The sequence below is a fragment of the Pseudobutyrivibrio ruminis HUN009 genome, from assembly GCF_000703005.1.
Classification (GTDB): domain Bacteria; phylum Bacillota; class Clostridia; order Lachnospirales; family Lachnospiraceae; genus Pseudobutyrivibrio; species Pseudobutyrivibrio ruminis_A.
The window spans coordinates 2678314-2701951 of the sequence record NZ_JNLH01000001.1 but is presented as its reverse complement, the minus strand read 5'-3'; the positions used below and the strand labels follow the sequence as shown (position 1 = coordinate 2701951).

Annotated in this window: 21 protein-coding genes and 3 pseudogenes; 17 read left to right on the top strand and 7 right to left on the bottom strand. The window is 40.4% G+C overall.

All coding sequences use genetic code 11. From position 1 onward, the window contains the following. The 3 genes and pseudogenes from BO15_RS0112285 to BO15_RS0112275 form a co-directional block, all read left to right on the top strand. Window positions 1-269 (top strand): annotated as a pseudogene (locus tag BO15_RS0112285) (hypothetical protein); the annotation flags it as partial. Window positions 270-394: 125 nt separating this feature from the next. Next, window positions 395-646 (top strand): N-acetylmuramoyl-L-alanine amidase family protein, encoded by a 252-nt coding sequence (locus BO15_RS0112280; protein ID WP_033154569.1) that lies wholly within the window; start codon window positions 395-397, stop codon window positions 644-646. Beyond that, window positions 609-851 carry a hypothetical protein gene (locus BO15_RS0112275; RefSeq protein WP_033154568.1) on the top strand — a complete coding sequence of 81 codons (243 nt, stop codon included), beginning with the start codon at window positions 609-611 and terminating at the stop codon, window positions 849-851. Before BO15_RS0112280 ends, BO15_RS0112275 begins: the two co-directional genes overlap by 38 nt. A 144-nt stretch (window positions 852-995) precedes the next feature. On the opposite strand, the pseudogene BO15_RS12905 reads toward BO15_RS0112275, so the two are convergent. Both BO15_RS12905 and pyrB read right to left on the bottom strand, forming a co-directional pair. Continuing rightward, window positions 996-1434, bottom strand: a pseudogene (locus tag BO15_RS12905) (aspartate carbamoyltransferase regulatory subunit). A 9-nt stretch (window positions 1435-1443) separates the two neighbouring features. Next, a pseudogene (pyrB, locus tag BO15_RS12900) lies at window positions 1444-2362 on the bottom strand (aspartate carbamoyltransferase). 99 nt (window positions 2363-2461) lie between these two features. Here pyrB and priA point away from each other — a divergent pair. The 5 genes from priA to BO15_RS0112240 all read left to right on the top strand — a co-directional run bounded on the left by priA (window position 2462) and on the right by BO15_RS0112240 (window position 9886). Further along, window positions 2462-4693 (top strand): replication restart helicase PriA, encoded by a 2232-nt coding sequence (priA, locus tag BO15_RS0112260; protein WP_033154567.1) that lies wholly within the window; start codon window positions 2462-2464, stop codon window positions 4691-4693. 23 nt (window positions 4694-4716) lie between these two features. Then, entirely contained in the window at window positions 4717-5208 is a 492-nt protein-coding gene (def, locus tag BO15_RS0112255; RefSeq protein ID WP_033154566.1) for a peptide deformylase, read from the top strand. Window positions 5209-5347: 139 nt separating this feature from the next. Continuing rightward, window positions 5348-7339 (top strand): FAD-dependent oxidoreductase, encoded by a 1992-nt coding sequence (locus tag BO15_RS0112250; protein WP_033154565.1) that lies wholly within the window; start codon window positions 5348-5350, stop codon window positions 7337-7339. Between the two features lie 106 nt (window positions 7340-7445). Continuing rightward, on the top strand, window positions 7446-8300 hold the full coding sequence (locus BO15_RS0112245; protein ID WP_167541232.1) for a LysR family transcriptional regulator: 855 nt from the start codon (window positions 7446-7448) through the stop codon (window positions 8298-8300). Between the two features lie 17 nt (window positions 8301-8317). Continuing rightward, window positions 8318-9886 carry a GH25 family lysozyme gene (locus tag BO15_RS0112240; protein WP_033154563.1) on the top strand — a complete coding sequence of 523 codons (1569 nt, stop codon included), beginning with the start codon at window positions 8318-8320 and terminating at the stop codon, window positions 9884-9886. Between the two features lie 31 nt (window positions 9887-9917). Here BO15_RS0112240 and BO15_RS0112235 read toward each other — a convergent pair whose 3' ends face one another. Genes BO15_RS0112235 through BO15_RS0112215 form a run of 5 tightly spaced genes read right to left on the bottom strand, consistent with a single transcriptional unit; the run spans window position 9918 to window position 14799 of the window. Further along, a complete protein-coding gene (locus BO15_RS0112235; protein ID WP_033154562.1) occupies window positions 9918-10559 on the bottom strand; it encodes a response regulator in 642 nt (213 codons plus the stop codon). Between the two features lie 3 nt (window positions 10560-10562). After that, on the bottom strand, window positions 10563-11573 hold the full coding sequence (locus BO15_RS0112230) for a sensor histidine kinase (RefSeq protein ID WP_052169922.1): 1011 nt from the start codon (window positions 11571-11573) through the stop codon (window positions 10563-10565). Next, entirely contained in the window at window positions 11563-12726 is a 1164-nt protein-coding gene (locus tag BO15_RS0112225) for an ABC transporter permease (protein WP_033154561.1), read from the bottom strand. Before BO15_RS0112225 ends, BO15_RS0112230 begins: the two co-directional genes overlap by 11 nt. Next, window positions 12713-13858 carry an ABC transporter permease gene (locus BO15_RS0112220; protein ID WP_033154560.1) on the bottom strand — a complete coding sequence of 382 codons (1146 nt, stop codon included), beginning with the start codon at window positions 13856-13858 and terminating at the stop codon, window positions 12713-12715. Before BO15_RS0112220 ends, BO15_RS0112225 begins: the two co-directional genes overlap by 14 nt. After that, entirely contained in the window at window positions 13858-14799 is a 942-nt protein-coding gene (locus BO15_RS0112215) for an ABC transporter ATP-binding protein (protein ID WP_033154559.1), read from the bottom strand. The genes BO15_RS0112220 and BO15_RS0112215 overlap by 1 nt, the downstream gene beginning before the upstream one ends. Window positions 14800-15279: 480 nt before the next feature. Between BO15_RS0112215 and BO15_RS0112210 the strand changes: the two genes are divergently transcribed. The 9 genes from BO15_RS0112210 (at window position 15280) to BO15_RS0112170 (ending at window position 23560) form a co-directional block, all read left to right on the top strand. Then, entirely contained in the window at window positions 15280-15942 is a 663-nt protein-coding gene (locus BO15_RS0112210; RefSeq protein WP_033154558.1) for a sugar O-acetyltransferase, read from the top strand. Between the two features lie 247 nt (window positions 15943-16189). Further along, window positions 16190-17137 (top strand): hypothetical protein, encoded by a 948-nt coding sequence (locus BO15_RS0112205; RefSeq protein WP_033154557.1) that lies wholly within the window; start codon window positions 16190-16192, stop codon window positions 17135-17137. Then, window positions 17131-17880 (top strand): hypothetical protein, encoded by a 750-nt coding sequence (locus tag BO15_RS0112200; protein WP_033154556.1) that lies wholly within the window; start codon window positions 17131-17133, stop codon window positions 17878-17880. Before BO15_RS0112205 ends, BO15_RS0112200 begins: the two co-directional genes overlap by 7 nt. Before the next feature lie 339 nt (window positions 17881-18219). Continuing rightward, the gene (gene ychF / locus BO15_RS0112195) at window positions 18220-19320 is read left to right on the top strand and encodes a redox-regulated ATPase YchF (protein ID WP_033154555.1); all 1101 of its coding nucleotides are present in this window, start codon (window positions 18220-18222) and stop codon (window positions 19318-19320) included. 124 nt (window positions 19321-19444) lie between these two features. Further along, window positions 19445-19681 (top strand): hypothetical protein, encoded by a 237-nt coding sequence (locus tag BO15_RS0112190; RefSeq protein ID WP_033154554.1) that lies wholly within the window; start codon window positions 19445-19447, stop codon window positions 19679-19681. A gap of 104 nt (window positions 19682-19785) precedes the next feature. After that, window positions 19786-21006, top strand: a complete 1221-nt coding sequence (pepT, locus tag BO15_RS0112185) for a peptidase T (RefSeq protein ID WP_033154553.1) — start codon at window positions 19786-19788, stop codon at window positions 21004-21006. A gap of 109 nt (window positions 21007-21115) precedes the next feature. Next, on the top strand, window positions 21116-21982 hold the full coding sequence (locus tag BO15_RS0112180; protein WP_033154552.1) for a YitT family protein: 867 nt from the start codon (window positions 21116-21118) through the stop codon (window positions 21980-21982). A gap of 11 nt (window positions 21983-21993) precedes the next feature. Continuing rightward, window positions 21994-22623 carry a uridine kinase gene (gene udk / locus BO15_RS0112175; protein ID WP_033154551.1) on the top strand — a complete coding sequence of 210 codons (630 nt, stop codon included), beginning with the start codon at window positions 21994-21996 and terminating at the stop codon, window positions 22621-22623. A gap of 172 nt (window positions 22624-22795) precedes the next feature. Then, on the top strand, window positions 22796-23560 hold the full coding sequence (locus BO15_RS0112170; RefSeq protein ID WP_033154550.1) for an AAA family ATPase: 765 nt from the start codon (window positions 22796-22798) through the stop codon (window positions 23558-23560). The last annotated feature ends 78 nt before the right edge of the window (window positions 23561-23638 follow it).

The window sequence follows — 23638 nt, the reverse complement described above, 5'->3', positions numbered from 1 at the left end:
ATCCAGCAGGTACAGGTACATACTATTTCACACCTGGAACAGCTAACGCAGCTATTGGTCTTACAACAATTGACAAAGCAATTTACTACTTCAACGAGGCTTCACAGCTTCAGACAGGTTGGTTAGAGCTTGGTGGAAACACATTCTTCTTTGATCCACTTGCAAACGGTGCGCTCTACACAGGATGGTGGACAGATCCTACAGTTTGGTACACGTTACTTAGATACAACAGATGGACATATGCTTGTTGGTCTTGCTGTTATCGGTAAGGATATGTACATACTTCAATGGAGCAGGGCTTACAGCAGGTTAGGCTGGGGGTAACAGTTAATGGTCTTACATACATGTTCAATCCTAACGACAACGGAAAGATGTACAGGGCGATGGTGGACAGATGCAACAGGCCACATACTACTGTGATCCTTCAGATGCTCACAGAGTATCAGGTCTTGTAGCAGTTGATGGTTCTATGTACTACTTCAACGAAGCTGGTCAGATGCAGGTAGGTCTCATCACTATCGGTGGTGCTACATACTACTTCGGAGCAGACGGAAAGATGCTTACAGGATTACAGACAATCGGAACATCAGCTTACTACTTTGGTGCTGATGGAAAGATGGCAAACAGGTCTTGTAAATGCTGCTGATGGTAGTGTTTACTATGCAGGTTCAGATGGAAAGCTTATCGCTGGTCAGACAGTAAAGATTGGTGGAAGTGATTACCTCTTCGGACTTGATGGAAAGCTTGTAATTAATCAGACAATCCAGATTGGAACAACTTTGTATCAGACAGATGCAAGTGGTGTAGTAGTAGCTTCAGCTCCAGCTGCAGCTGCTGCACCAACTAAATAATTAATATAGGTTAGAGAAAGAGTAAGAAGACCCCTAGTAGACATCAAGCTCTGATAGTTCTAAAGCGAAACATGTTGTTGAGCGTAGAACTCATCAGGCTTGTAGTCGTAACTAGGGGTCTTCGTATTATTTATATTGTTTAGGTTATTTCAGACCTACGTATTTTTCTTCGCAGTATTTGCAGCGATAAATTTCACGCTCTTCATCAGTGAGGATAAAGATTTGGTCAAGCTCTTGCTCTATAGTGGCTGATGCAACGTGGGTTCTTGCAAGAGATTACATTTTTTATTTCGTGAGGTAGCTTAAGCTGTCTCTTTTCTACAATAACGTCATCTTTAATAATGTTACAGGTGATGTTGTGATCAATGAAACCAAGAATGTCTAAATCGACACGTTCGATTGGGCATTCTATTTTTATAATGTCTTTGCGGCCCATTTTGTTGGACTTGGCATTCATAATCATAGCGATAGTACAATCGCTGCCAAGGTTATCCAAATGAAGGTCGCGGTAAATTGTCATGGATTCGCCGGCCTTGATATGATCAAGCACGAATCCCTGGTGAATTCCACTTATATTAAGCATATTGTCCTCCTATACTAATTCCAAAAGAGTAAGTATCAAAGCCATTCGGATAAATACTCCGTATTTAGCCTGAGTGGAAATACATAGCTCGTGGATCATCGTCCAACATCTACAGAGATTTCGTTAACTCGTGGGAAGTGGATGAAGAACCATCATGTTTTTCTTTTGCAAGTTTCATCTTCTCTGGTGTAAGGACGAAGAAATCCTTCAAGCGGATGTAGTCTTCCTCGTTGAAGAAACGTTCCCTCTGTACACGTGTCATATAGAGAATATCTAGCTCTCCCATAACATCGTCCAAAGAATCAACTTCTTTGTATTCATATCCATTTTTTTCTAAAACATCTTCGCGAATATACTCAGGAACTTTGAGTTCTTCAGGTGAAATTAGTACGAATTTGATTCCAGGATAACGTACTAACGCATTGATAAGAGAATGAACAGTACGGCCGAATTTTAAATCACCGCAAAGTCCGATAGTAAGATCTTTGATTTCTCCACGTAGAGAGCGGATAGTAAATAAATCTGTAAGTGTTTGAGTGGGATGCTGATGACCGCCGTCTCCTGCGTTAATAACTGGAATAAGTGATCGCTGAGAAGCAACGAGTGGAGCGCCTTCTTTAGGATGACGCATAGCGCAGATGTCTGCGTAAGAAGAAATGACGCGAATGGTGTCGGAAACACTTTCGCCTTTGGCTGCTGAAGAAGAATCAGCTGAAGAGAAACCAAGGACTGAACCACCAAGATTAAGCATGGCAGCCTCAAAAGATAGTCGTGTACGTGTGCTTGGTTCGTAGAAACATGTAGCAAGCTTTTTGCCGTGGCATTTCTCGGAATACGAGTCTGGATGATTTTTAATATCCTCCGCCAGGTCCATTAGCTGCTCTAGTTCCTCTCTAGAAAAATCTAGAGGGCTCATTAGATGACGCATTGGAAATCCTCCCTATTAAAATTAATTTCCTGATAACTAAATCGTCTAATTATATCACACTCGTTTCAAAAATAAACTAGTTATGCTAAAATTGTTTTCATGAAATATGCGGATATAATTATTGATATCTCTCACGAGAGATTGGATAAGACATTTGAATATATAGTGCCTACAGAGCTTGAAAATCAAGTAACTGAGGGTGTTCAGGTAGTAATTCCATTTGGACAGGGCAATCGCGCTATTACTGGATATGTAGTTGGGTTGCACAACAAGCCGGAGTTTGATGTTACAAAGCTGAAGCCTATTGCAAGAGTGCTAAAAGATAGCATTGCCATAGAGTCTCAGCTTATTTCTTTGGCTGCATTTCTGAAAAAGAATTATGGTTCTACCATGAATCAAGCGTTAAAGACAGTTATTCCTATCAAGAAAAAGGAAAACGAAAAGCTTAAAAAGGAAATCAGCCTGAACATTTCACTTGAACAGGCTCGGATTGAGCTTACACAGATTCTTACCAAAAAGAATCATGCAGTGGGAAAGGAACGTCTCTTAAGAGAGCTTCTTGAGGTGGATGTTCTTGACTGGGAGCTCGCCACTAAAAAGCTTCAGATTCCATCGTCAAATATTAGGGATTTGGAAGCTAAGGGAATTGTTAAGGTTGAGTCTGTTAGAACATTTAGAAATCCTCATATCAATAAGGATGCAAGCCAAAAGCATATCGTTTTAAATGAGGAGCAGGAAACCGCTGCAGAAACAATCAAGGCAGATATAGATACAGGCCGCAGAAAGACATATCTTATCCATGGTGTTACGGGCTCAGGCAAAACAGAAGTATACATGGATGTTATGGAGCATGTGATTTCCATGGGGCAACAGGTAATTGTTCTTATTCCGGAAATCGCCCTCACATACCAAACTGTTATGCGCTTTTACACCAGGTTTGGGGATAAAGTAAGTATCTTGAATAGTAGGATGTCTCCGGGAGAGCGCTTTGACCAGTTTGAGAGAGCGAAATCCGGGGAAATCAGCATTATGGTAGGGCCTCGTTCTGCGTTGTTCACACCATTTGCCAATCTTGGATTGATTATTATTGATGAGGAGCATGAGCCTAGCTACAAATCAGAAGTCATCCCTAGATATCACGCAAGGGAAACTGCCGTGTATCGCGCAAAGCTTGCTGGCGCTACTGTAATCCTTGGCTCGGCTACTCCTAGCCTTGAGGCATACAGCCGCACACAGACAGGGGAGTATCAGCTCATCACTCTTCATTCCAGAGCTATGGGGCAAGATATGGCCTCTTGCGAGATTGTGGACCTTAGAGCAGAGCTTCAATCAGGCAATCGCTCTATGCTTAGTCGTAGATTGCAGGAGCTGATGGCAGATAGATTAAACAAGCATCAGCAGATTATGCTGTTTCTAAATAGACGTGGTCTTATGGGCTTCGTTTCTTGTAGGGCCTGCGGCCATGTGTTAAAATGTCCACATTGCGATGTTGCTCTTCATTTGCACGCAGGTGGCAAGATGAAATGTCACTATTGCGGCTACACAACAGTAGCAGCAAAGACTTGTCCAAGTTGTGGCAGCAAATATATTGGCAGCTTCAAGGCTGGTACTCAGCGTTTGGAAGAAATAGTTAAAGAACTCTTTCCAACAGCCAGGGTCCTTCGAATGGATGCTGACACCACAAAGGGGAAGGATGGCCACGAGGAAATCCTTTCAGCATTTGCAGCTCACGAGGCAGATGTGCTGATAGGCACCCAGATGATTGTCAAAGGCCACGATTTTGCAAACGTCACTTTAGTTGGTATAATAGCAGCAGATATATCACTAAACGAAAGTGATTATCACAGTGGGGAGCGTACCTTCCAGCTGTTGACCCAAGCAGTAGGACGAGCTGGTAGAGGCTCGGAGCCAGGCATTGCTGTTATTCAGACATATCAGCCTGAAAACTACGCAGTAGTTGCTTCTGCAAATCAGGATTATGACAGCTTCTATAGTCAGGAGTATGCATACAGACGCTTGCTTTCATACCCACCATGCTCACATATTTTGGGTATACAGGTTAGCTGTGACAAGCAGCAGGATGCTATTAAACAAGCAGATATTCTAGCAGATATCATTAGACAGGCGGATGCAAACATCATTATTATGGGGCCAGAGGACGCCTATATTGGAAAGCTAAAGGATGTTTACCGAAGGGTAATCTACGTTAAGGCTGACGAATACGACAGGCTTGTTAATGTAAAAGATACTATCGAGGCATTCTTATTGCAGCAAAAGCAATACAGAAATACCTCTACATGGTTTGATTTTGATCCGATATCTACAATATAACAGGATTTTAGAAAGGAATTATTATGGCACTTTTAGAAATTAGAGAATATGGTAAAGACGATGTTTTACTTAAGAAATGTAAGCCAGTAAAGGAGCTTACACCACGTCTTAAGACCCTCATCGGGGACATGCTTGATACAATGTATGATGCAGATGGTGTTGGACTTGCAGCACCTCAGGTTGGCGTTCTTCGTCGTATCTGCGTTATTGATATAGGAGAGGGCCCAGTTGTTCTTATCAACCCAGAGGTTATCGAAACATCTGGCGAGCAGACTGGTAGCGAGGGATGCCTTTCAGTACCAGGAAAGACAGGTATCGTAACTCGCCCAAATTATGCAAAGGTAAAGGCATTAAACGAAGATATGGAAGAGATTATCGTGGAAGGTGAGGAGCTTATGGCAAGAGCACTTCTTCATGAAATCGATCACTTAGACGGTCATATCTACGTAGATAAGGTAGAGGGAGAGCTCTACAATGTAGAAGATTTCCTTGAGGAAATTGAAGACGAAAAATAATAGTATCCTTTTTGATAAAGGCCATCAACTGTATGTTGATGGCCTTTGTTACATTTAATGGTTAAAATATAGACATAGATGATAAAAATTTAACAATGTGCCGGCAAATTAATTGTTAAATGTAAAAGGAGGAAATAAATTGAAGTATCAAGGACTTTTCGAGCCTATTAAAATTGGAAAGCTCGAAATTAAGAACCGTTATGCAATGGCTCCAATGGGCCCACTTGGTCTTGGAGATTGCGAAGGTGGATGGAATGACAGAGGTATTGATTACTACACAAGACGTGCACAGGGTGGCATTGGTCTTATCATTACAGGTGTAACTTTCTCTGATACAGAGGTAGAGAAGCCTTCATTTCCTAACACACCAAACTCAACATACAACCCAGTTCAGTTCGTAAGAACTAGCCGTGAGATGACAGAGCGTGTACATGCTTATGGCTCAAAGATTTTCTTACAGATGTCAGGTGGATTCGGACGAGTTACTATCCCTACAAACTTAGGTGAGTTCCCACCTGTTTCTGCATCAGCAGTACCTCATAGATGGTTAGACAAGACATGTCGTCCACTTACTGTAGAGGAGATTCATGGTATTGTAGAAAGCTTTGGTAAAGGCGCATACAATGCAAAGCGTGCAGGTTTCGATGGTGTTGAAATTCATGCTGTTCATGAGGGATACCTTATTGATCAGTTCGCTATTTCATTCTTCAACCAGAGAAATGATGAGTACGGCGGAAGCTTAGAAAACAGACTTCGCTTTGCTAAGGAAATCCGTGAAGAAATCGCAAAGACCTGTGGCTGGGACTTCCCAGTTGCAATGAGATTCTCTCTTAAGTCTATGATTAAGGACTTCAGAGAGGGCGCACTTCCAGGAGAAGAATTCGAAGAGAAGGGCCGTGACATAGAGGAAGGTATCGAGGCAGCAAAGCTTCTTGAGAAGTATGGATATGATGCCCTTGACGTAGATGCTGGAACATACGACGCATGGTGGTGGAACCACCCACCAATGTATATGGAAAAGGCTCCTTACAAGGAATTTGCAAAGATTACAAAGGAGCATGTAAACATCCCTGTTATTATGGCAGGTCGTGTTGACAATCCAGATACAGCACTTGATTGCTTAAACAATGATATCTGCGACATGATTTCACTTGGTCGTCCAACACTTGCAGACCCAGATATCGTAAACAAGATTCGCACAAACAAGCTTAGCCAGATTCGTCCATGTATCAGCTGTCAGGAAGGCTGTATGGGACGTATCCAGACATACTCACTTATCAACTGTGCAGTTAACCCACAGGCTGGTAAGGAAAGACTTAACACATACAATCCAATCGTAAAGAAGAAGAGAGTTCTTGTTGTAGGTGGTGGTGTAGCAGGCTGCGAGGCTGCACGAGTACTTGCAGAAAGAGGACATGAGCCTGTTCTTTACGAGGCAGCAGGTCGTCTTGGTGGAAACCTTATCCCAGGTGGTGCACCAGCATTCAAAGAGGATGACATCGCACTTGCTAAGTGGTATGAGGATGAAATGACTCGTCTTGGTGTAGAGGTTCACCTTAATACAAAGGCTACAGAGAAGGAAATTCTCGACAAGAGTTTTGATGCTGTTATCATGGCTACAGGTTCTCGTCCAAAGATGTTCTCTCTTGGCGATGATGAAAAGGTTTACTCAGCAGAGCAGGTACTCCTTGGTCAGAAGGAAGCTGGTGACAATGTTATCGTTGTCGGTGGTGGACTTGTAGGCTGCGAGCTTGCCCTTGATCTTGCACAGAAGGGCAAGAAGGTAACAATCGTTGAGGCACTTGATAAGCTTATGGCAGTGAACGGACCACTTTGTTCAGCAAACAAAGAAATGCTTGAAAAGCTTATTCCTTTCAACGGTATCGATGTTGTTACAGGAGCTCGCGTTACAGGCTTCAACAATGGCGTTCTTTCAGCTACTGTTGGTGAAGAGACAAAGGAACTTAATGCAGATAGCGTAGTTCTTTGTGTTGGTTATGCTAGTGAGAATACACTTTACAACCAGTACAAGAACGAGCTTGATGAGGTTTATCTCCTTGGTGATGCTAGACAGGTTTCAAATATCATGTATGGTATTTGGGATGCTTTCGAAGTAGCAAACCACATTTAATATAAATTAGTTTAATAACCATTTTTTTCGTATAATTTTTTACTCCCCGTGAATGGCCTTGATGGACATATTGTCTATCAAGGTCATTTATTCTATAATTAAATTTATGAATACAAGAAATTTTAAATGTTTTCAAGCTGTATATGAGGAAAGAAATCTACAGGCGGCAGCCAACAAGCTGTTTCTGTCACCACAGGGCCTTAGTAAAATTATCAAGGGCATTGAGGATGAATTTGGAACTAGTTTGTTCATTAGATCAAAGGAAGGTTTCATTCCAACCGAAAGTGGAAGATTATTCTACGAAAAATCCAAAACAATTAGCCGAGATTTAAATGATTTGTTTTCATCAATCGAGGCGTTAAATGAAAAGGAAAAACGTTTCAAGGTGGGCTTTGCAGCAGGAACTATTAGAGCAATTGATGTCCCTAGCGTAGCATCCTTTATGGAAGATAATCCTGAAATACTCGCCAGCTGGTATGAGTATGAAAATGAAAATGTAATTCAGCAGGTGGTAAATGATGAAATAAGCTTTGGATTTGTGGTAGGAAAGCAATCTTTACCAGGCGTAGTGTGCCAGCATGTAAAGGCTATTGATTTGGTTGTTTATGTGTATAAGGACCACAGATTTTGGAATGAAAGCCAAATTGAACTTAAAGATTTAAAGGATGAAAAAATCATTTCCATGAGTGAGAAATATCATGTGTATCATGATATTGTAAATGCATGTCATCTCAATGGTTTTGCTCCAAATATTGTTGCCAAGGTAGATGAAGGAGAGTCGCTGTATCTATTAGCAAAGAATAGAGCAGGTCTTGGAATCTCTCCAAGATTCTTCCCAGAAACAGATGAAATAAAACCACTAGTCATTAAAGACGCATACACATGGAATGTGTATGGAATTTACAGAGAGGACTCTGCGGACAAAGATTTAGCCAAAAAGTTTTTACAGGCTATTAAATAATTGGGAGAAATGAAAAAATGAATAATGGACATCGTGGAAGAGGCAGACGTCGCAGAAGATTGAGACGTAGAAGACAGCTGATGATGGCAGCCTGCTGTCTTGGTCTGGTTGTATTAGTATTGGGAACAGTTCTCATTGTCAAAAAGGTAAAAGGTACGGATGATGAGCCTGTAGAGGTTGCAGCAGAAGTAGATGTTGCAAATGAAGAGCCTGAGGATGGAACTACCATCGAAGTGGTTGAGCCAGAGGCGACAGAGGAGGCCACCGAAGGGACTGATGCAGAAGACCCAGGGGCTTCAACTCAGTCAGAACAGGGAGCGTCAGTAAATGTGGAGGATATTGTCAATGCCAGCAATGTTGGAGAAAACAGCAACACAACATACGGAATTGACGTATCAAAATTCCAGGGCACTATCGATTGGGCAAAGGTTGCCAGCTCAGGAATAAATTTTGCAATGATTCGTGTCGGCTATAGAGACTCTACAACGGGAGAGATTAAGCCTGATACAAACGCAAAATACAACATGCAGGAAGCTGAGAAGAATGGTATAAAAATCGGAGCCTATTTCTTCTCCACTGCAGTTACAAAGGATGAAGCCATAGAAGAGGCCGATTGGGTTGCAAGCTATGTAGCTCAGTATCCTATTACATATCCAGTGGGATACAACTGCGAGGGCTTTGAAAATAGCACCAGCCGCCAGTACAATCTTACAAAGGATGACAGAAGCAATATTGCTGTAGCATTTCTTGGAGAAGTTTATAACAAAGGATATACTCCAATCTTTTATGCTTCTAAGAATGAAATGGCATCAGATGCAAAATGGAACACATCCACAATTGGTGCCAAGTACAAAATCTGGATGGCCTGGTACAATCAGGATTCATCAAATTTGACCACAGGCCCATCGGCTGGATTCAAATATGATATGTGGCAATACACCAATCAGGGAACAATCCCTGGTATTACTAAAAAGGTTGATGTGGATGTAGCATACTTTGGGTACAACGGCACAGAAACTGCTAAGGATACTTCAGAACGAGCTACAGCATCAGCAGATGTTGAGGCATTGATGAAGTTTACAGAGGTCAATGAGACAGTTACAGCAAAGAGCAAGACAAACCTCCGTGATAAGCCTAGTCAAGGCTCAGACAGTAAGGTAATGGTTACTCTTGAAAATGGTCAAACAGCCACAAGAACTGGCACAAGCACCAGTGGCTGGTCGAGGGTAGTTTATAATGGCGCCACATACTACGCTGTATCAAGTTATTTGACCACAGATTTAAGTGCACCTGCACAAACTACTGCGCCAGCTGAGCAAGCTCCGGCAGCAGAGGAAGCACCAGCTCAGGCACCTGGTTTTAAAACTAAATTTACAGATGTTAATGAAACAGTTACTGCAAAGGAAGTTGTAAACCTTCGCTCAAAGCCTAGCGTGACAGATGCTGATTCTCAGGTTGTGGCTACACTTAGTGCAGGCCAGACAGCCATTCGAACAGGTATCAACAACGAATATGGCTGGTCACGTGTAGAATACAATGGACAAGTTCTTTACTGTGTAAGCAGTTATATAAAGGTTGTGGAATAAGAAAAAGCTGGCATTGCTGCCAGCTTTCGATTTATTCATGCTTCAAATAGAATATTGCTAATTGAGTTCGATCTCTCAGGTTGAGCTTTTCTAGAATGGTAGACAGATAGTTACGTACAGTGCCTTCCGAAAGGAAAAGCTTCTGGGAGATTTCTTTGTTGGAGAAGCCTTCAGCAACAAGCTGGATGACTTCAAATTCTTTTTCTGAAATATCGTATTTACGATAATCAAAGCCTTCATCATCGGTGTTAGCCTGATTCATGAGAGTAGGAAGTTTGTCGATGACAGCACCTCCAAATACGCTTTGACCGTTGATTGCAGCGTGAAGTGCAGCAGGAAGAGATTTATAGTCTTGCTTTAAGAGATAGCCTTTTACGCCGAGCTTTAACGCTTTTACGATATATTCATCATCTGAAAATGTAGTTAGGAAGAGAATAGTGGCATCACGGTGCTTTGAGAGAATCTCCTCGGCCGCCTCAAGTCCATTCATATCAGCCATACGGATGTCCATGAGAAGCAAATCTGGCTCAAGCTCATCATAAAGAGCTACAGCTTCCCGACCGCTTCCACCTTTTCCAACTATTTCAAAATCAGCCTCTGCAGAAATAATCATTTCTAGCGACATTGTGATAAGTTCATCATCATCTACAAGTAAAATTCTTTTCTTTTCCATAATCTATCCTCGCTTGTTTTCAAAAGGTAATCTGGCAAACACTGTAAAGCCATCGTTTAAATAGAAATAAGCTTCGCCCCCAAGGGAGCTTGCTCTGTTTTTAATGTTGGTAAGTCCTATTCCATCGTAGCCTTCTGTGGAAATCTTTGTTTTCTGCTCTGGAGTTAGGGTTCCGTTGTCAGTAATGGAAATAGTGCAGAAGCTGTTGTTTTGATGAAGGATGACAGCTACCGAATCGCCATTGGAATGCTTAAGGATGTTTGTAATAGATTCCTTCAGGATACCAATGATTGAAAGCTTGACCTCTGTTGGAAGTGCTTCGTCTAAATCCAATTCCGTATTTACGGTAAAGCTTTTTAGTTCTCCAAGTATTTCATCTATATTTTTCTTTAAGTCGATTGAATCATCATGTAAATCATGTACGGAGCTTCGCATCTTTTCCATGGATTCATCCAGGGTGTCAGAAAGCATCTTTAACTGAGGTGCGATAGCTTCATCTTTGTTTACTGTGACAATGGCTCCAAGTAGGAGGATTCCGCGGGAAAGCAGATGGCCAACATTATCGTGAATCTCCCTAGCAATACGGTTTCTTTCTGCAAGGGTAGCAAGATGTACCTGCTGATCCTGCTCCATTAGCAAAGCTTTATTTTTGCTTTTTAGCATTTCTTCCAGTTCGATACTGTCGTCTCTGGTGCGATGTAAATCATGCTTATAAAAAGTCATTTTGTTGTAAAGCAGGATAGACATGATGGTGAAGCCTGCCAATATTAGAATCAGTGCGAAATGGATTAAAAGATTGTCAGCACCGACGGCCACTAGATAGCTTGCAGCCAAAATAAATGGAATAGCGGTAAGAATTGAATAAATAATCTTCGTATTTACGATAATGCTAGTCTCCATTAATAAAAAAACACAAACAGACATTACCACTGAAATAGTGGTAATGCCATTTGTGTTTATTAGTAATGTTAAACCAATGGCTCCTAAAAGCCTGATGATTATATCATACAGCATATTGCTCCTTTTTCTTTGAGATGATTAGGCCGGCTGCAAAGAAGAGACAAGCGAAAAGCACCTCTATTAGCAAGTATTCAAAGAATGTCTTTCCAAAAATTTTATCTATAGGAGTATCATTTATAAGTCTGATTGCAGCAGTGTACCAATAAAGAGGCATGAAGTGTGCAACCTTTACAATGGATGGTGATAAAAACTGTAGGTCGATAAATACACCGCATAAGAAACTCATTGAAAGCACAAGCATGTTTGTAATCATGTTAATGATGTTTTCATTTGTAGTGATTGCGCTAATCATGTAGGCCATGCCCATTCCAATCAACATCAATGCTAAGACATTTATGCAGTAGAAGAAAAGCTTTCCGTTTGTATCAGCCATACCCATTAGTGCAACAAATAAAACTACGGCTGCTGTGATAATAAAGCCTATGCAGAACACTGCAGCGATGGTTGCAAAATTTCTTGATTTGAAATGCATTCCACTAACGCTTATACGGTTTTTAACATCCTTATCCTTTGTAAAACCAAGCACTGAGCTAATAGAGATACAAAGAATCATAAGTAACGTATATCCGTTAAATGTAAACATTCCAGTGTAGAACGAGCGGTGATTTTCATCAGAGGTATCCATGACAGTGGCCTTTGTATCAGAAAGCTTAATCATGTTTTCTTTTGTGAGAGCAATAGCCTCTTCCTCTGAATATCCACTATTTAAATATACCATAACATCCTGCATATAGGTACGTATTTTCTCGGTTAATAAAAACTGTGGAGCTGTAGCGCCAGGTGCAACGAATTCAAGTAAATCGTCCGTCTCTCCAGCCTTTGCACGTTCTGAGAAATCCTCTGGGATAATCAGTGCATAGTCGTAGATAAGGAATCGAACATTATCATTCATCTCAACCAAGGATGTGGTCTGTGGGTCAACTACGTTCTGAGTTTCCTTAAGGTAGTCTACTAAACCTTGGCTCAATGCAGAATTATCATTATCTGTAATAGCAACCTTTACCACTGAATCCTCAAACATGGTGTCTTTTGTGGTGGCTGATGCCTTTGCAGAAATGTTTCCAAATAATGCGAAGACCGAAAAATATACGATTATGGTAACAAGGCAAGCCTTGGTTGATTTTAGTATTGCATTAAAGACTGACATATTTTCTCCTCCTTAGGAATATGGATGCGACAATGATACAACCTATAACCATACCGCACATGATTGTGATATCCTGATGAAATTCGGCTGTGGCGCCGTAGGTTGAGCGAACGTACATAGCGTTTGTAAGTAGTGCAGCAGGATTGATTTTGTTGATGATAGGGCAGTTATACTGGATAATCTGTTTAATCTGTCCCCACATTAATCCACTGAAGAATGAACATATCATTGTGAAAAACAGTGGCACGGTTACAAGTAATCGTGGATTTCTGATAACAGAGCCCATCAGTGTTCCTGTTGAAATACCAAGAGCACTGCCGATAGTGCAAAGGAGAATCATAGTTCCCATTGGCACGCCCAGGTTGATTCCTAGAATATATTGGATATAAATCACAACTATGATATTTGAAACAATTTGTAAAAGAACTCCAGCAAGTAAGCTTGCAGTAATGCTCATAAACTTTGATGTAGGTGCACATTCAACTCGCTTGCCCATCTCAGACATATTTGCACACATTCCTTCTAGGATTGCTGTGCTAATCCAAGAGCTGAAAAGTGATGTCATTGCAAGCAAAGCGTAGAAGTACTGGATGTACTGACTGGTTTCATTTCCAAAGTTGTATTCACTGATGAAGCTGTTTTCAGAAGTGATTGCCTCAATGGCATCAGCTACCTTTTCAGGATGGTCCTTAGCAATCTGCGTGATTACATCAGTGTAATTATCGTATTCACGAACTATCTCGTTCATGATTGTGGAATCATAGCCATTTGAAATAATGATAGTTTCGACACCATCTTCTGATTCCAGATAGAAGCCTTTGATATCCCCATTATTCATAGCTTTTACAGCATCATCCTTCGAAGAGTATGTGTGAAGATTAAGCACTGTAGTTCCATCATCATTTTCCTTGGAAAGCTCTTCTAGAACCTGGTCAAAGCCAGCTGACACATCAAGTTCATTTACATATCCTACTTCCAAAGTCTGGAAGGTATCAGGATCTTCCTTTATGAGATTTCCGAATCCAAGAAAGAAAGCGGTGGCAAGAACCAGCGGGAAAAGAAAGTTCCAGCCTACCAGCCAGTATTTTCTGGATAAATTTTTTAATGAGTATGTAAAGATTCTAATAAACATTAGTCTCTAAGCTCCTTTCCTGTAATCTCCAAGAACACATCGTTAAGAGTAGGAAGTTCGGTAGTTACGCGGCCAAATGGAACATTGTTGTCTGTAAGGTAGCTGAGCACGTGAACCAGATTGTGTTCGCCGCCATCGCATTTGATTACTACATCATCTCCATCTTCCTTAACCTTGTATACGTGGTTGATTTCCATGAGTCCTGCAAGAATCTCAGGTGATTTGTCAGGCAATCCAATGCGGATTTTCTCGCGGCTGATAAGAGAAGACTTTAGCTCGTTTGTAGTTCCATTTGCAATGTTTTTACCGTGATCCATAATTACAACTCTTGAGCAAAGCTCCTCAACTTCCTCCATGTAGTGTGAGGTGTAGATGACTGTTGCACCGGCCTTGTTCATTTTTTTGATTCCCTCGAGAATTGCATTTCTACTTTGTGGATCAACAGCAACTGTTGGCTCATCAAAGATGACTAGCTTTGGCTTGTGGGCAATTCCGCAGGCGATGTTAAGTCTTCGAAGAAGTCCCCCTGAAAGCTTTTTAGGTTTTTGCTTTTTGAATTCTGTAAGTCCTGTAAACTCAAGTGCTTCTTCAACGTACTGCTTTCTTGTTGCCTTATCCTTTATATAAAGTCCGCAGAAGAAATCTACGTTTTCGTATACATTCAAGGTATCGATAACTGCCACATTCTGCATTACCACACCAATCTGTGATTTGATATCGTAGGCATCTGGACTCATTTCCTTTCCCCAGATTTTGATATCCCCTTTATCAAAAGTAAGAAGAGAAAGAAGACAGTTGATTGTGGTAGTCTTTCCTGAACCATTTGGACCAAGGAGTCCAAGGATTTCCCCTTCTTCAATGTTTAATGAGAAGTGATCTACAGCTACATTCTCACCATATCGCTTTACTAAATTGTCGATTGATACTACTGTGTTACTCATTTCATTTCTCCTTTTTATTTGTGTTACAGCCCTCGGCTGTTTGTTTCTTTTGTTTTGTTCTGAGATTATAATACCGAAACTTTTGTCACATCTGTAGTGAACTGCGTCATAAAGGCACATGACAATTGTCATGTTGTTGAAGTGAGTGGGATATGCTATATTCAACGTAATGTTGAATATGTGGGGGAGGATTACCACTAGCGACTGTAAACTAGGCTGATGCTAGTGGTAAGAAAAGATAGCATTACCACTAGCAATTACAAAGCAAGCCTGTACTAGAGGTAAAAAAAAGATAGCTGTACCACTAGCAATAGCGATTTCAAGGAATGCTAGAGGTAAAGAAATAAAAGATTACCACTAGCAAAGATAAATCTGGGATGTGCTAGAGGTAAAACTCAAAAAATGTACCTCTAGCAGGCAGGAATACAGCTGATGCTAGTGGTAAAGTCAAATATAAAAAGGGATAAGGGAGGTTTTACAATGAACAACATCGAGCGTAGAGACAAAGAGCTGGTATATATTTCCGATGATGAGGTATTTGAGGAGCAAAAGATTGCCAGAAGGCTTACACAGGAGCTGAATACTGTAGATAGGGCAGACTTTGATGCTATCAAGAAGATAGTTAATAAGCTTCTAGGAAAATCAGATAGTGATACATTTATAAATCCTCCTTTTTATTGTGATTATGGAAGCCATATAGAGGTTGGTAAGAATTTCTTCGCAAACTACAATTGCACCATGTTGGATGTTGGAAGAATTAGAATAGGTGATAATGTGCAGATAGCTCCAAATGTAGCTATATATACTGCGGGCCATCCAGTGCATCCTGCCACAAGAAACACTTTGTATGAATATGGAATAGATGTAACCATAGGCAACAATGTGTGGATTGGGGGCAATGTGGTGATATGTCCTGGAGTAACAATAGGGGATAACACTGTGATTGGTGCTGGTTCTGTAGTGACTAAGGATATTCCGGCCTGGTCTATTGCAGCAGGAAATCCTTGCCGCGTAATAAGAAAAATAACAGAGGATGACCGCAACAAATATTTTGCCGGCAGGGAGATAGACGAAGAAGCATGGCAGGATATTCTGCGAATCCAGCGCGAAGCAAATGATGAGCAGAAATATCCGAAGGCATAAACTATATCATTCTATAGTAGAGATATTCTATGAAATATGGCATTGTAGTTTCACCCAGGTTTTTTACATAGGACAGTTATTTCGAAAGAGATAGCTGCTCTTCTTTATTTCGCAAAAATTTAAATATTGTTGATTTGCAAAATTCGCAGATGGAATTAAAATATGATTTGTCTTGATTTTAGGCACTAAAGGTGCTATTTTTAATTTGTAACATAAAATACGTTACAAATTAAAAAGAGGTTTATATATGAAAGAATTTATAGAGAAGAGCATTGGGATGGAAGTAGATATTAAAGACATAGACTATAATGGAAGACTTCCAATGATCTATTCTTCATTATATGATTTTAAGATTGCGAGTATGCATAATATAGAGTGGCTAATAGCAATTCCAAAAGAAAAAATCAATTTGGCTCAATTACGAAAGAACCATAGGCAAATTGAAAAACTTTTGGATATGCGTTGTGCTTTGTATATAAAGAATACCAGCACTTACTCTAAGAATGCAATGATAGCAGATGGAATTCCTTTTATTGTAGAAGATAAGGAAATATATCTTCCATTTTTAGGTATTCTTCTTAATTCTGCTCGTGAAAGAACTATAAAGCCAGTTCAAAGAATATCATTTTTAACTCAAAGAATGGTTCTTACAGCAATTTATGAAAGATGGAGTGAGGTTACAGTTACAAAAGCGGCAGAACAACTAGACATTACAAAAATGTCTGCCTCTAGGTGTTTTGACGAGATAGATTTTTTTGATATGCCAATTCTTGGAACCAAGGGCAAGTCACGTGTCATTAATGTACCGGATGATATAAAGGAACTGTGGAGTAGCATTGAAGTTTATATGAGAAATCCGGTGATTAATAACTTTTATATTAATGATAATTTGAATCTTCCTGTCTTTGGTGGAATGTCAGCGCTTGCTGAATATTCGATGATATCTGATAATAAATATCCGACTTATGTTGTGGCAAAGAAAGATATAAAAGATTTGGTACTAAAGGATAGGTTGGTTGATATAAAAAAAGACGAACCTGGCTGTATTATACAGGAGGTAGGTTACGTGGTTTCTTTTGACAAAGGTGATGCTATTGATCCATTATCACTTTTATTATCATTGTCAGATGATGAAAAAAAAGATGAAAGAATCGAGATTTCTATAAGAGAAATGTTGGAGGAATATGTATGGTAGCGGGGTTGCTGAAATTTAAAGAGTACTTCAAAGACTACGCAGATAGTTATGTATTAATAGGTGGTGCCGCATGTGATATTTTATTCACAGAGAATGAGGCAGACTTTCGAGCAACAAGAGATTTGGATATGGTGCTTATTGTAGAGGCACTTACACCAGAGTTTGCCGGAGTCTTTTGGGATTTTATTAAAGATGGTGATTATAGGCATATAAGTGGAAGTACTGGAAAGCCACAGTTCTATCGTTTTGATAAACCGCAGGTAGAAGGCTTTCCAAAAATGATAGAGTTATTTTCTCGGACAGATTTTGAGCTTAAAAGTCACATTGGTATAACACCACTTCATGTGAGTGATGATATTTCAAGTCTATCGGCCATTCTTTTGGATGATGATTATTATCAGGTCCTTTTGAATGGACGAGTGATAGAGAATGGATTTTCTGTATTAAGACCAGAGTATTTGATTCTATTTAAGGCTAAGGCGTATTTGGACTTGAGTTCACGAAAAGCACAAGGAGAAAAGGTGGACTCTGTGGATATTAAAAAGCATAAGAAAGATGTTTTGAGATTGGCGGTTGAGATGGTTTTGAATCCTGTATCGGATTTGCCAGAATCTGTCATGGAGGATATTCATCATTTCATTAATAGTCTTCGAGAAGATGAATTTGACCAGAATAGTTTGAAGACATATAGAGTTACAAATGATCAGGTGGTGAGTCGCTTGGTAAGTGTTTTCGAAGCTTAAGGCCCAATAAGTACGTATTTTGGGGATAATGAAATTTATAAATCGGCAGTTTGTTGAGCTCTTTTATAAGGGGAAAGAACGCGATAACTTCCAATTTGTCGACATATTTCAAATTTAATATCGAACGTAACATAGAGCAGTTATCTCAAATTGAGATAGCTGCTTTTTATACTTGCTTTGCTAAAGCGCGTTGCACTGTCTTTTCAATAAATTCCATGGCAATACAAAGGGTAGAGAAATAAATAGAAATGTGGTAATATACAAAAGGCTATGACCAAAAGTGTCATAAATATTGAAAACACAGTAAAATCAATACTTTTAGAAGGAGATATATAGAAAATGAAACTAGGAATCGTAGGTTTACCAAACGTTGGCAAATCAACTTTATTTAATTCACTTACAAAGGCAGGAGCACTTGCAGCAAACTATCCATTTGCTACAATCGACCCTAACGTAGGTGTTGTATCTGTACCAGATAAGCGTCTTGATGAGCTTACAAAGATGTATAACTCTAAGAAGACAGTTCCAGCTACAATTGAATTCGTTGATATCGCTGGTCTTGTAAAGGGTGCATCAAAGGGTGAAGGTCTTGGAAACCAGTTCCTTGCAAACATCCGTGAGGTAGATGCAATCGTTCACGTTGTTCGTTGCTTCGAGGATGCTAATGTAGTTCACGTTGATGGCAGCATCGATTCACTGCGTGATATCGAGACAATCAACCTTGAGCTTCTTTTCTCGGACATGGAAGTTATGGAGCGTCGTTACTCTAAGACAGAGCGCAGCGCTCGTATGGACAAGACACTTCAGAAGGAAGCTGCTATGCAGAAGCGCCTTCTTGATCATATGGAAGCTGGCAACATGGCTAAGACTTTCGAGCTTAACGATGAGGATGAGGAAGCTTACTTCAAGGAATACAACCTTCTTACAGCAAAGCCAGTTATCTACGCTGCAAACGTAGAGGATGAGGACCTTGCAGATGATGGTGCAAACAATAAAAACGTACAGGCTGTACGAGAGTACGCTTCAAAGGAAGGTTCAGAGGTATTCGTTATCTCAGCTCAGATTGAGCAGGAGATTTCAGAGCTTGAGTCAGAAGAAGAAAAGCAGGAGTTCCTTGAGGCTATGGGTCTTGAAGAGTCAGGCCTTGATAAGCTTATCACTGCTTCATACAGACTTCTTGGCCTTATCTCTTACCTTACATCAGGAGAGGATGAGACACGTGCTTGGACAATCAAGAAAGGCACAAAGGCTCCACAGGCTGCTGGAAAGATTCACACAGATTTCGAGCGTGGATTCATCAAGGCAGAGGTAGTAAGCTACGATGACCTTATGGCAAACGGCTCTATGACAGCTGCTAAGGAAAAGGGGCTTGTTCGTATGGAAGGTAAGGAATACGTTGTTGAAGATGGAGATGTAATCACATTTAGATTTAATGTATAACAAATTGTGAATTATGTGGGAAAAATCCTTGATTTATCAGCATAGCTGTTGATAAAAAGATTTTGTTTGATATTATATTGATAAAGATAGTTAACAGTTTGTTTTTACCCATAAGGAGGTATTTATGAAACTTACTAATATTAAGGACACAGAAGCATTTTTTAAGGTTATCGATAGCTGCCAGGGAAAGGTAGAGCTTGTTACAGGTGAAGGTGACAGACTTAATCTTAAGTCAAAGCTTTCTCAGTTTGTTTCACTTGCAAATATCTTCCAGGCTGATGAGAGCATTCCTGAGCTTGAGCTTATTGCATACGAGCCAGACGATGCAAAGAAATTATTGGAGTTTATGATTAACCAATAATCACATTGAAAAGAGGAATGAACATTCCGAATTAGAAAGAAAAAGGTTCTCAGTGTACGCTGAGAACCTTTCTTAAAGTTTATAAATAATATTGGAGATTAGTTATGCGAGCTTATGAAAGACTACTAAATTATGTAAAGGTTTACACAACCAGCGATGAAGAGAGCACTACTGTTCCTTCAACTGCCAGACAGTTTGATTTGGCACACAAGCTAGTAGAGGAGCTAAAAGGCCTTGGCATCGAGGATGCAAAGGTAGATGACAAGTGCTACGTTTATGCAAGCATCCCAGCTACAAAGGGATACGAAGACAAAAAGACAATTGGATTTATTGCACACATGGATACTGCACCAGATTTCTGCGGTGAAAACGTAAATCCGATAATCGAGGAAAACTACAACGGTGAAGATATCGTTCTTGGCACATCTGGTAGAACAATCAAAGTATCAGATTTCCCACATCTTAAGGAATTAAAGGGACGTACATTGATTCACACAGATGGCACTACACTTTTAGGTGCCGATGATAAATCAGGTATTGCAGAAATCATGACATTTGCAGAGGAGCTTCTTGCAAGCGATGAGCCACACGGCAAGATTTGCATCGCTTTTACTCCTGATGAGGAGATTGGCGCAGGCGCAGATCATTTTGATGTTGAGTATTTTGGCGCTGACTTCGCATATACGGTAGATGGTGGCGAAGAAAACGCAGTTGAGTATGAAAACTTCAACGCAGCTGAAGCAAAGATTAAGTTCAACGGCGTAAACATTCATCCAGGTGATGCAAAGGACATCATGGTTAATGCAGCACTTGTTGCTATGGAGTTTAATTCAATGCTTCCACCAACACAGACACCTAGCCAGACAGAAGGATACGAAGGCTTCTTCCATCTTCTTGATATGTCTGGAGATGTTGCAGAGGCAAAGCTTTGGTATATTATTCGTGACCACGATGCAGATAAATTCGAAGAGAAGAAAAAGGTTATGGAGCACGCTGCTAACATCATTAATCAGAAATATGGTGAGGGTACATGCGAGCTTAATATTAGAGACCAGTATCAGAACATGCTTGAGATGATCAAGCCACACATGTTCCTTATCGACTACGCTTTCGAGGCATTAAAGGATGCTGGCGAGAATCCAAAGGCTGTTGCTATCCGTGGAGGTACAGATGGTGCTCGTCTTTCATTTATGGGATTGCCTTGTCCAAACCTTGGAACAGGTGGCTACAACTTCCATGGACCAATGGAGCACATTACAGCGGAGGGCATGGATACCGTAGTCAAGGTTCTACATGGTATTACAAGCAAATTTGCTACAGAATAAGTTAGCCAATGAGCTGGTAGCTATCAAGCTCTTGGTGTTGCTCAAGGAGCCAATCTCGCGACGGAGCAATACCAAGGCTTGAGAGCGTAACCAGCGGACTGGGGGAATTATGTCATCTGAAAAGAGAAAAGAATTATTTGTAGATATTTTGATGGATGCCTTGTCAGGCTTGTGTATTGGTATCGCAATTTATAACTTTGCTGCAGATGCCAAGTTTCCTTTGACAGGCTTAACTGGTATTGCAATGATTTTCTATCAGTACTGGGGATGGAAAATCGGTCTTATGACAATCATAATGAACATTCCACTGATAGTGGTTTCATACAAAGTATTGGGACGAAAGTTTCTTCTTAAGACTTTCAAGACTATGGCCATAGGAACTGTCATGATGGATTTTGTGGCACCCCTTGTGCCTAAGATAGAGATTTCAAATATCCTTTTGAATGCTCTAGTGGTAGGTGTGTTTACGGGATTGGGTTATGCTCTTGTTTATATGCGTAACTCATCTACGGGCGGTGCTGATTTTATCATGATGCTTATCAAAGCAAAGAATCCACACATGTCACTTGGTCGAATCTTTTTCATAGTTGATGTGGTTATCATTGTAATCGACACTATTGCATATGCTCATTCATTTGAAGCATTGTGCTATGGTTTTGTAATCAGCTATGTAGGTTCACTTGTTGTTGATAAGGTAATGATTAACGCCGATTCAGGTATGATGTGTATGATTGTTACCAACAAAGCAGAAGCAATTGCAGATGCTATTGATAAAGCAGTTGAGAGAGGTACTACAATCTTCACTGCAAAGGGCGGATACAAAGGCGATGAGCGCCAGGTATTGATGTGCGCCTGCTCTGACAAGCAGATGTATCAGGTCAATCGAGTTGCAAAAAAGATTGACGTGGACGCATTTATTGTCATAATGGAATCAAAGGCAGTATATGGTGAGGGGTTCAAGAGATTTAAACCTTAAGGAGTATAGAAATGTCAGAAAAGATTTGCGTTCTTGGTGTAGCAGGAGGATCTGCTTCAGGCAAGACTACAATTATTAAAAAGCTTCAGGATTATTTTGGAGAGGACATTGCGGTTATCAGCCATGATGCATACTACAAGGCACATCCTGATATGTCATTTGAGGAGCGTAGCAAATTAAACTACGACCATCCTGATTCATTCGAATCAGATAGAATGGCAGAGGATGTTAGAAAGCTTATCAAAGGATATGCTATCGATATGCCAGTTTACGATTATGTAAATCACAATCGTTCAGAGGAGACTATCCGAATTGAGCCAAAGACAGTTATTGTCATGGAAGGTATCCTTATTCTTGAGAACAAAGAGCTTAGAGATTTGATGGACATCAAAATCTTTGTTGATACAGATGCTGATGAGCGTCTCATGCGTCGTATCCAGCGTGATATGATTGAGCGTGGTCGTAGTATCGAATCAATCATTGGTCAGTACAGCGATACTGTAAAGCCAATGCACGAAGAGTTTGTTGAACCTTCAAAGAAGCATGCAGACATCATCATTCCACGTGGTGGAGAGAATGCTGCAGGTCTTGATATGCTCATCACATACATGAACAAAAAGCTTCATGAGGAAGAAAACTAAATAGACATTTATGCAATGTGCGACTTGTGCCACAGTGGTTTTTGTTGATAAGGACGAAAATCGCTGTGGCTCTTTTAATTCCTTTAATTTGGAATATCCCTATGCTAAAATTGAATAGTAATTGATAAAAAATTATCAATTATTGAGTATTAAAAGGGAGAAATAATTAATAATGGGAAACAAACCAATAGTGTTGGCTGTTGCCGGTAAGGGCGGAGTAGGCAAAACTTCGTTAGCTTCGGTGATGGTCAAGTTGTTAGTGGAAGCTTATCCAGACAAACGCATTCTAGCAATCGACGCTGACCCAGCGGTGGGGCTTTCGACAGCACTTGGTGTTGAACCAACTCTTACTCTTGATGATATCAGGAAAGAGGCAGTTGAAGCTGCAGAAAATGGTGATACCAAGGCAACTGTGGAAGTGCTTGGGGAGGCGAGGTATCGTATTTTCGATGCTATGGTAGAACTGGAGGGCTTTTCTTTTATTGCAATAGGAAGACCGGAGGCTGCTGGTTGCTATTGCAAGATCAATACTTATCTCAAGGAAGTAATCTCTTCAGTTTCAGACAATTTTGATTACATAGTAATAGATGGAGAAGCCGGAATCGAGCAGATTAATCGTCGCGTTATGGAGAAGGTTACACATCTCATCCTTATTACAGATTCAAGTAAGAAGGGGTGTGATGTAGTTAAGACTATCAAAAATGTAGCAGATGATTTGGTTATGTATGAAAAGGTGGGCGTTGTAGTAAACCGCGTACCATCTGAGGAGGTTCTGCAGTTTATGGATTTGGGAGACATCCCTCTTCTTGGCTGGATACCTGCAGACGCCAACCTCACCGAATGCGACCTTAAGGGGAAATCGGTGCTAGGAATTCCCAACGACACCGCTATTGTAACCGGACTAAGCACCGCGTTGAATAAGCTAGGAATATTATAAAGTGTACAATATTTATGTGAGCAGGTAACTATCAAGCTCTTGGTGTTACTCAAGGAGCTAATCTCGCGACGGAGTAAT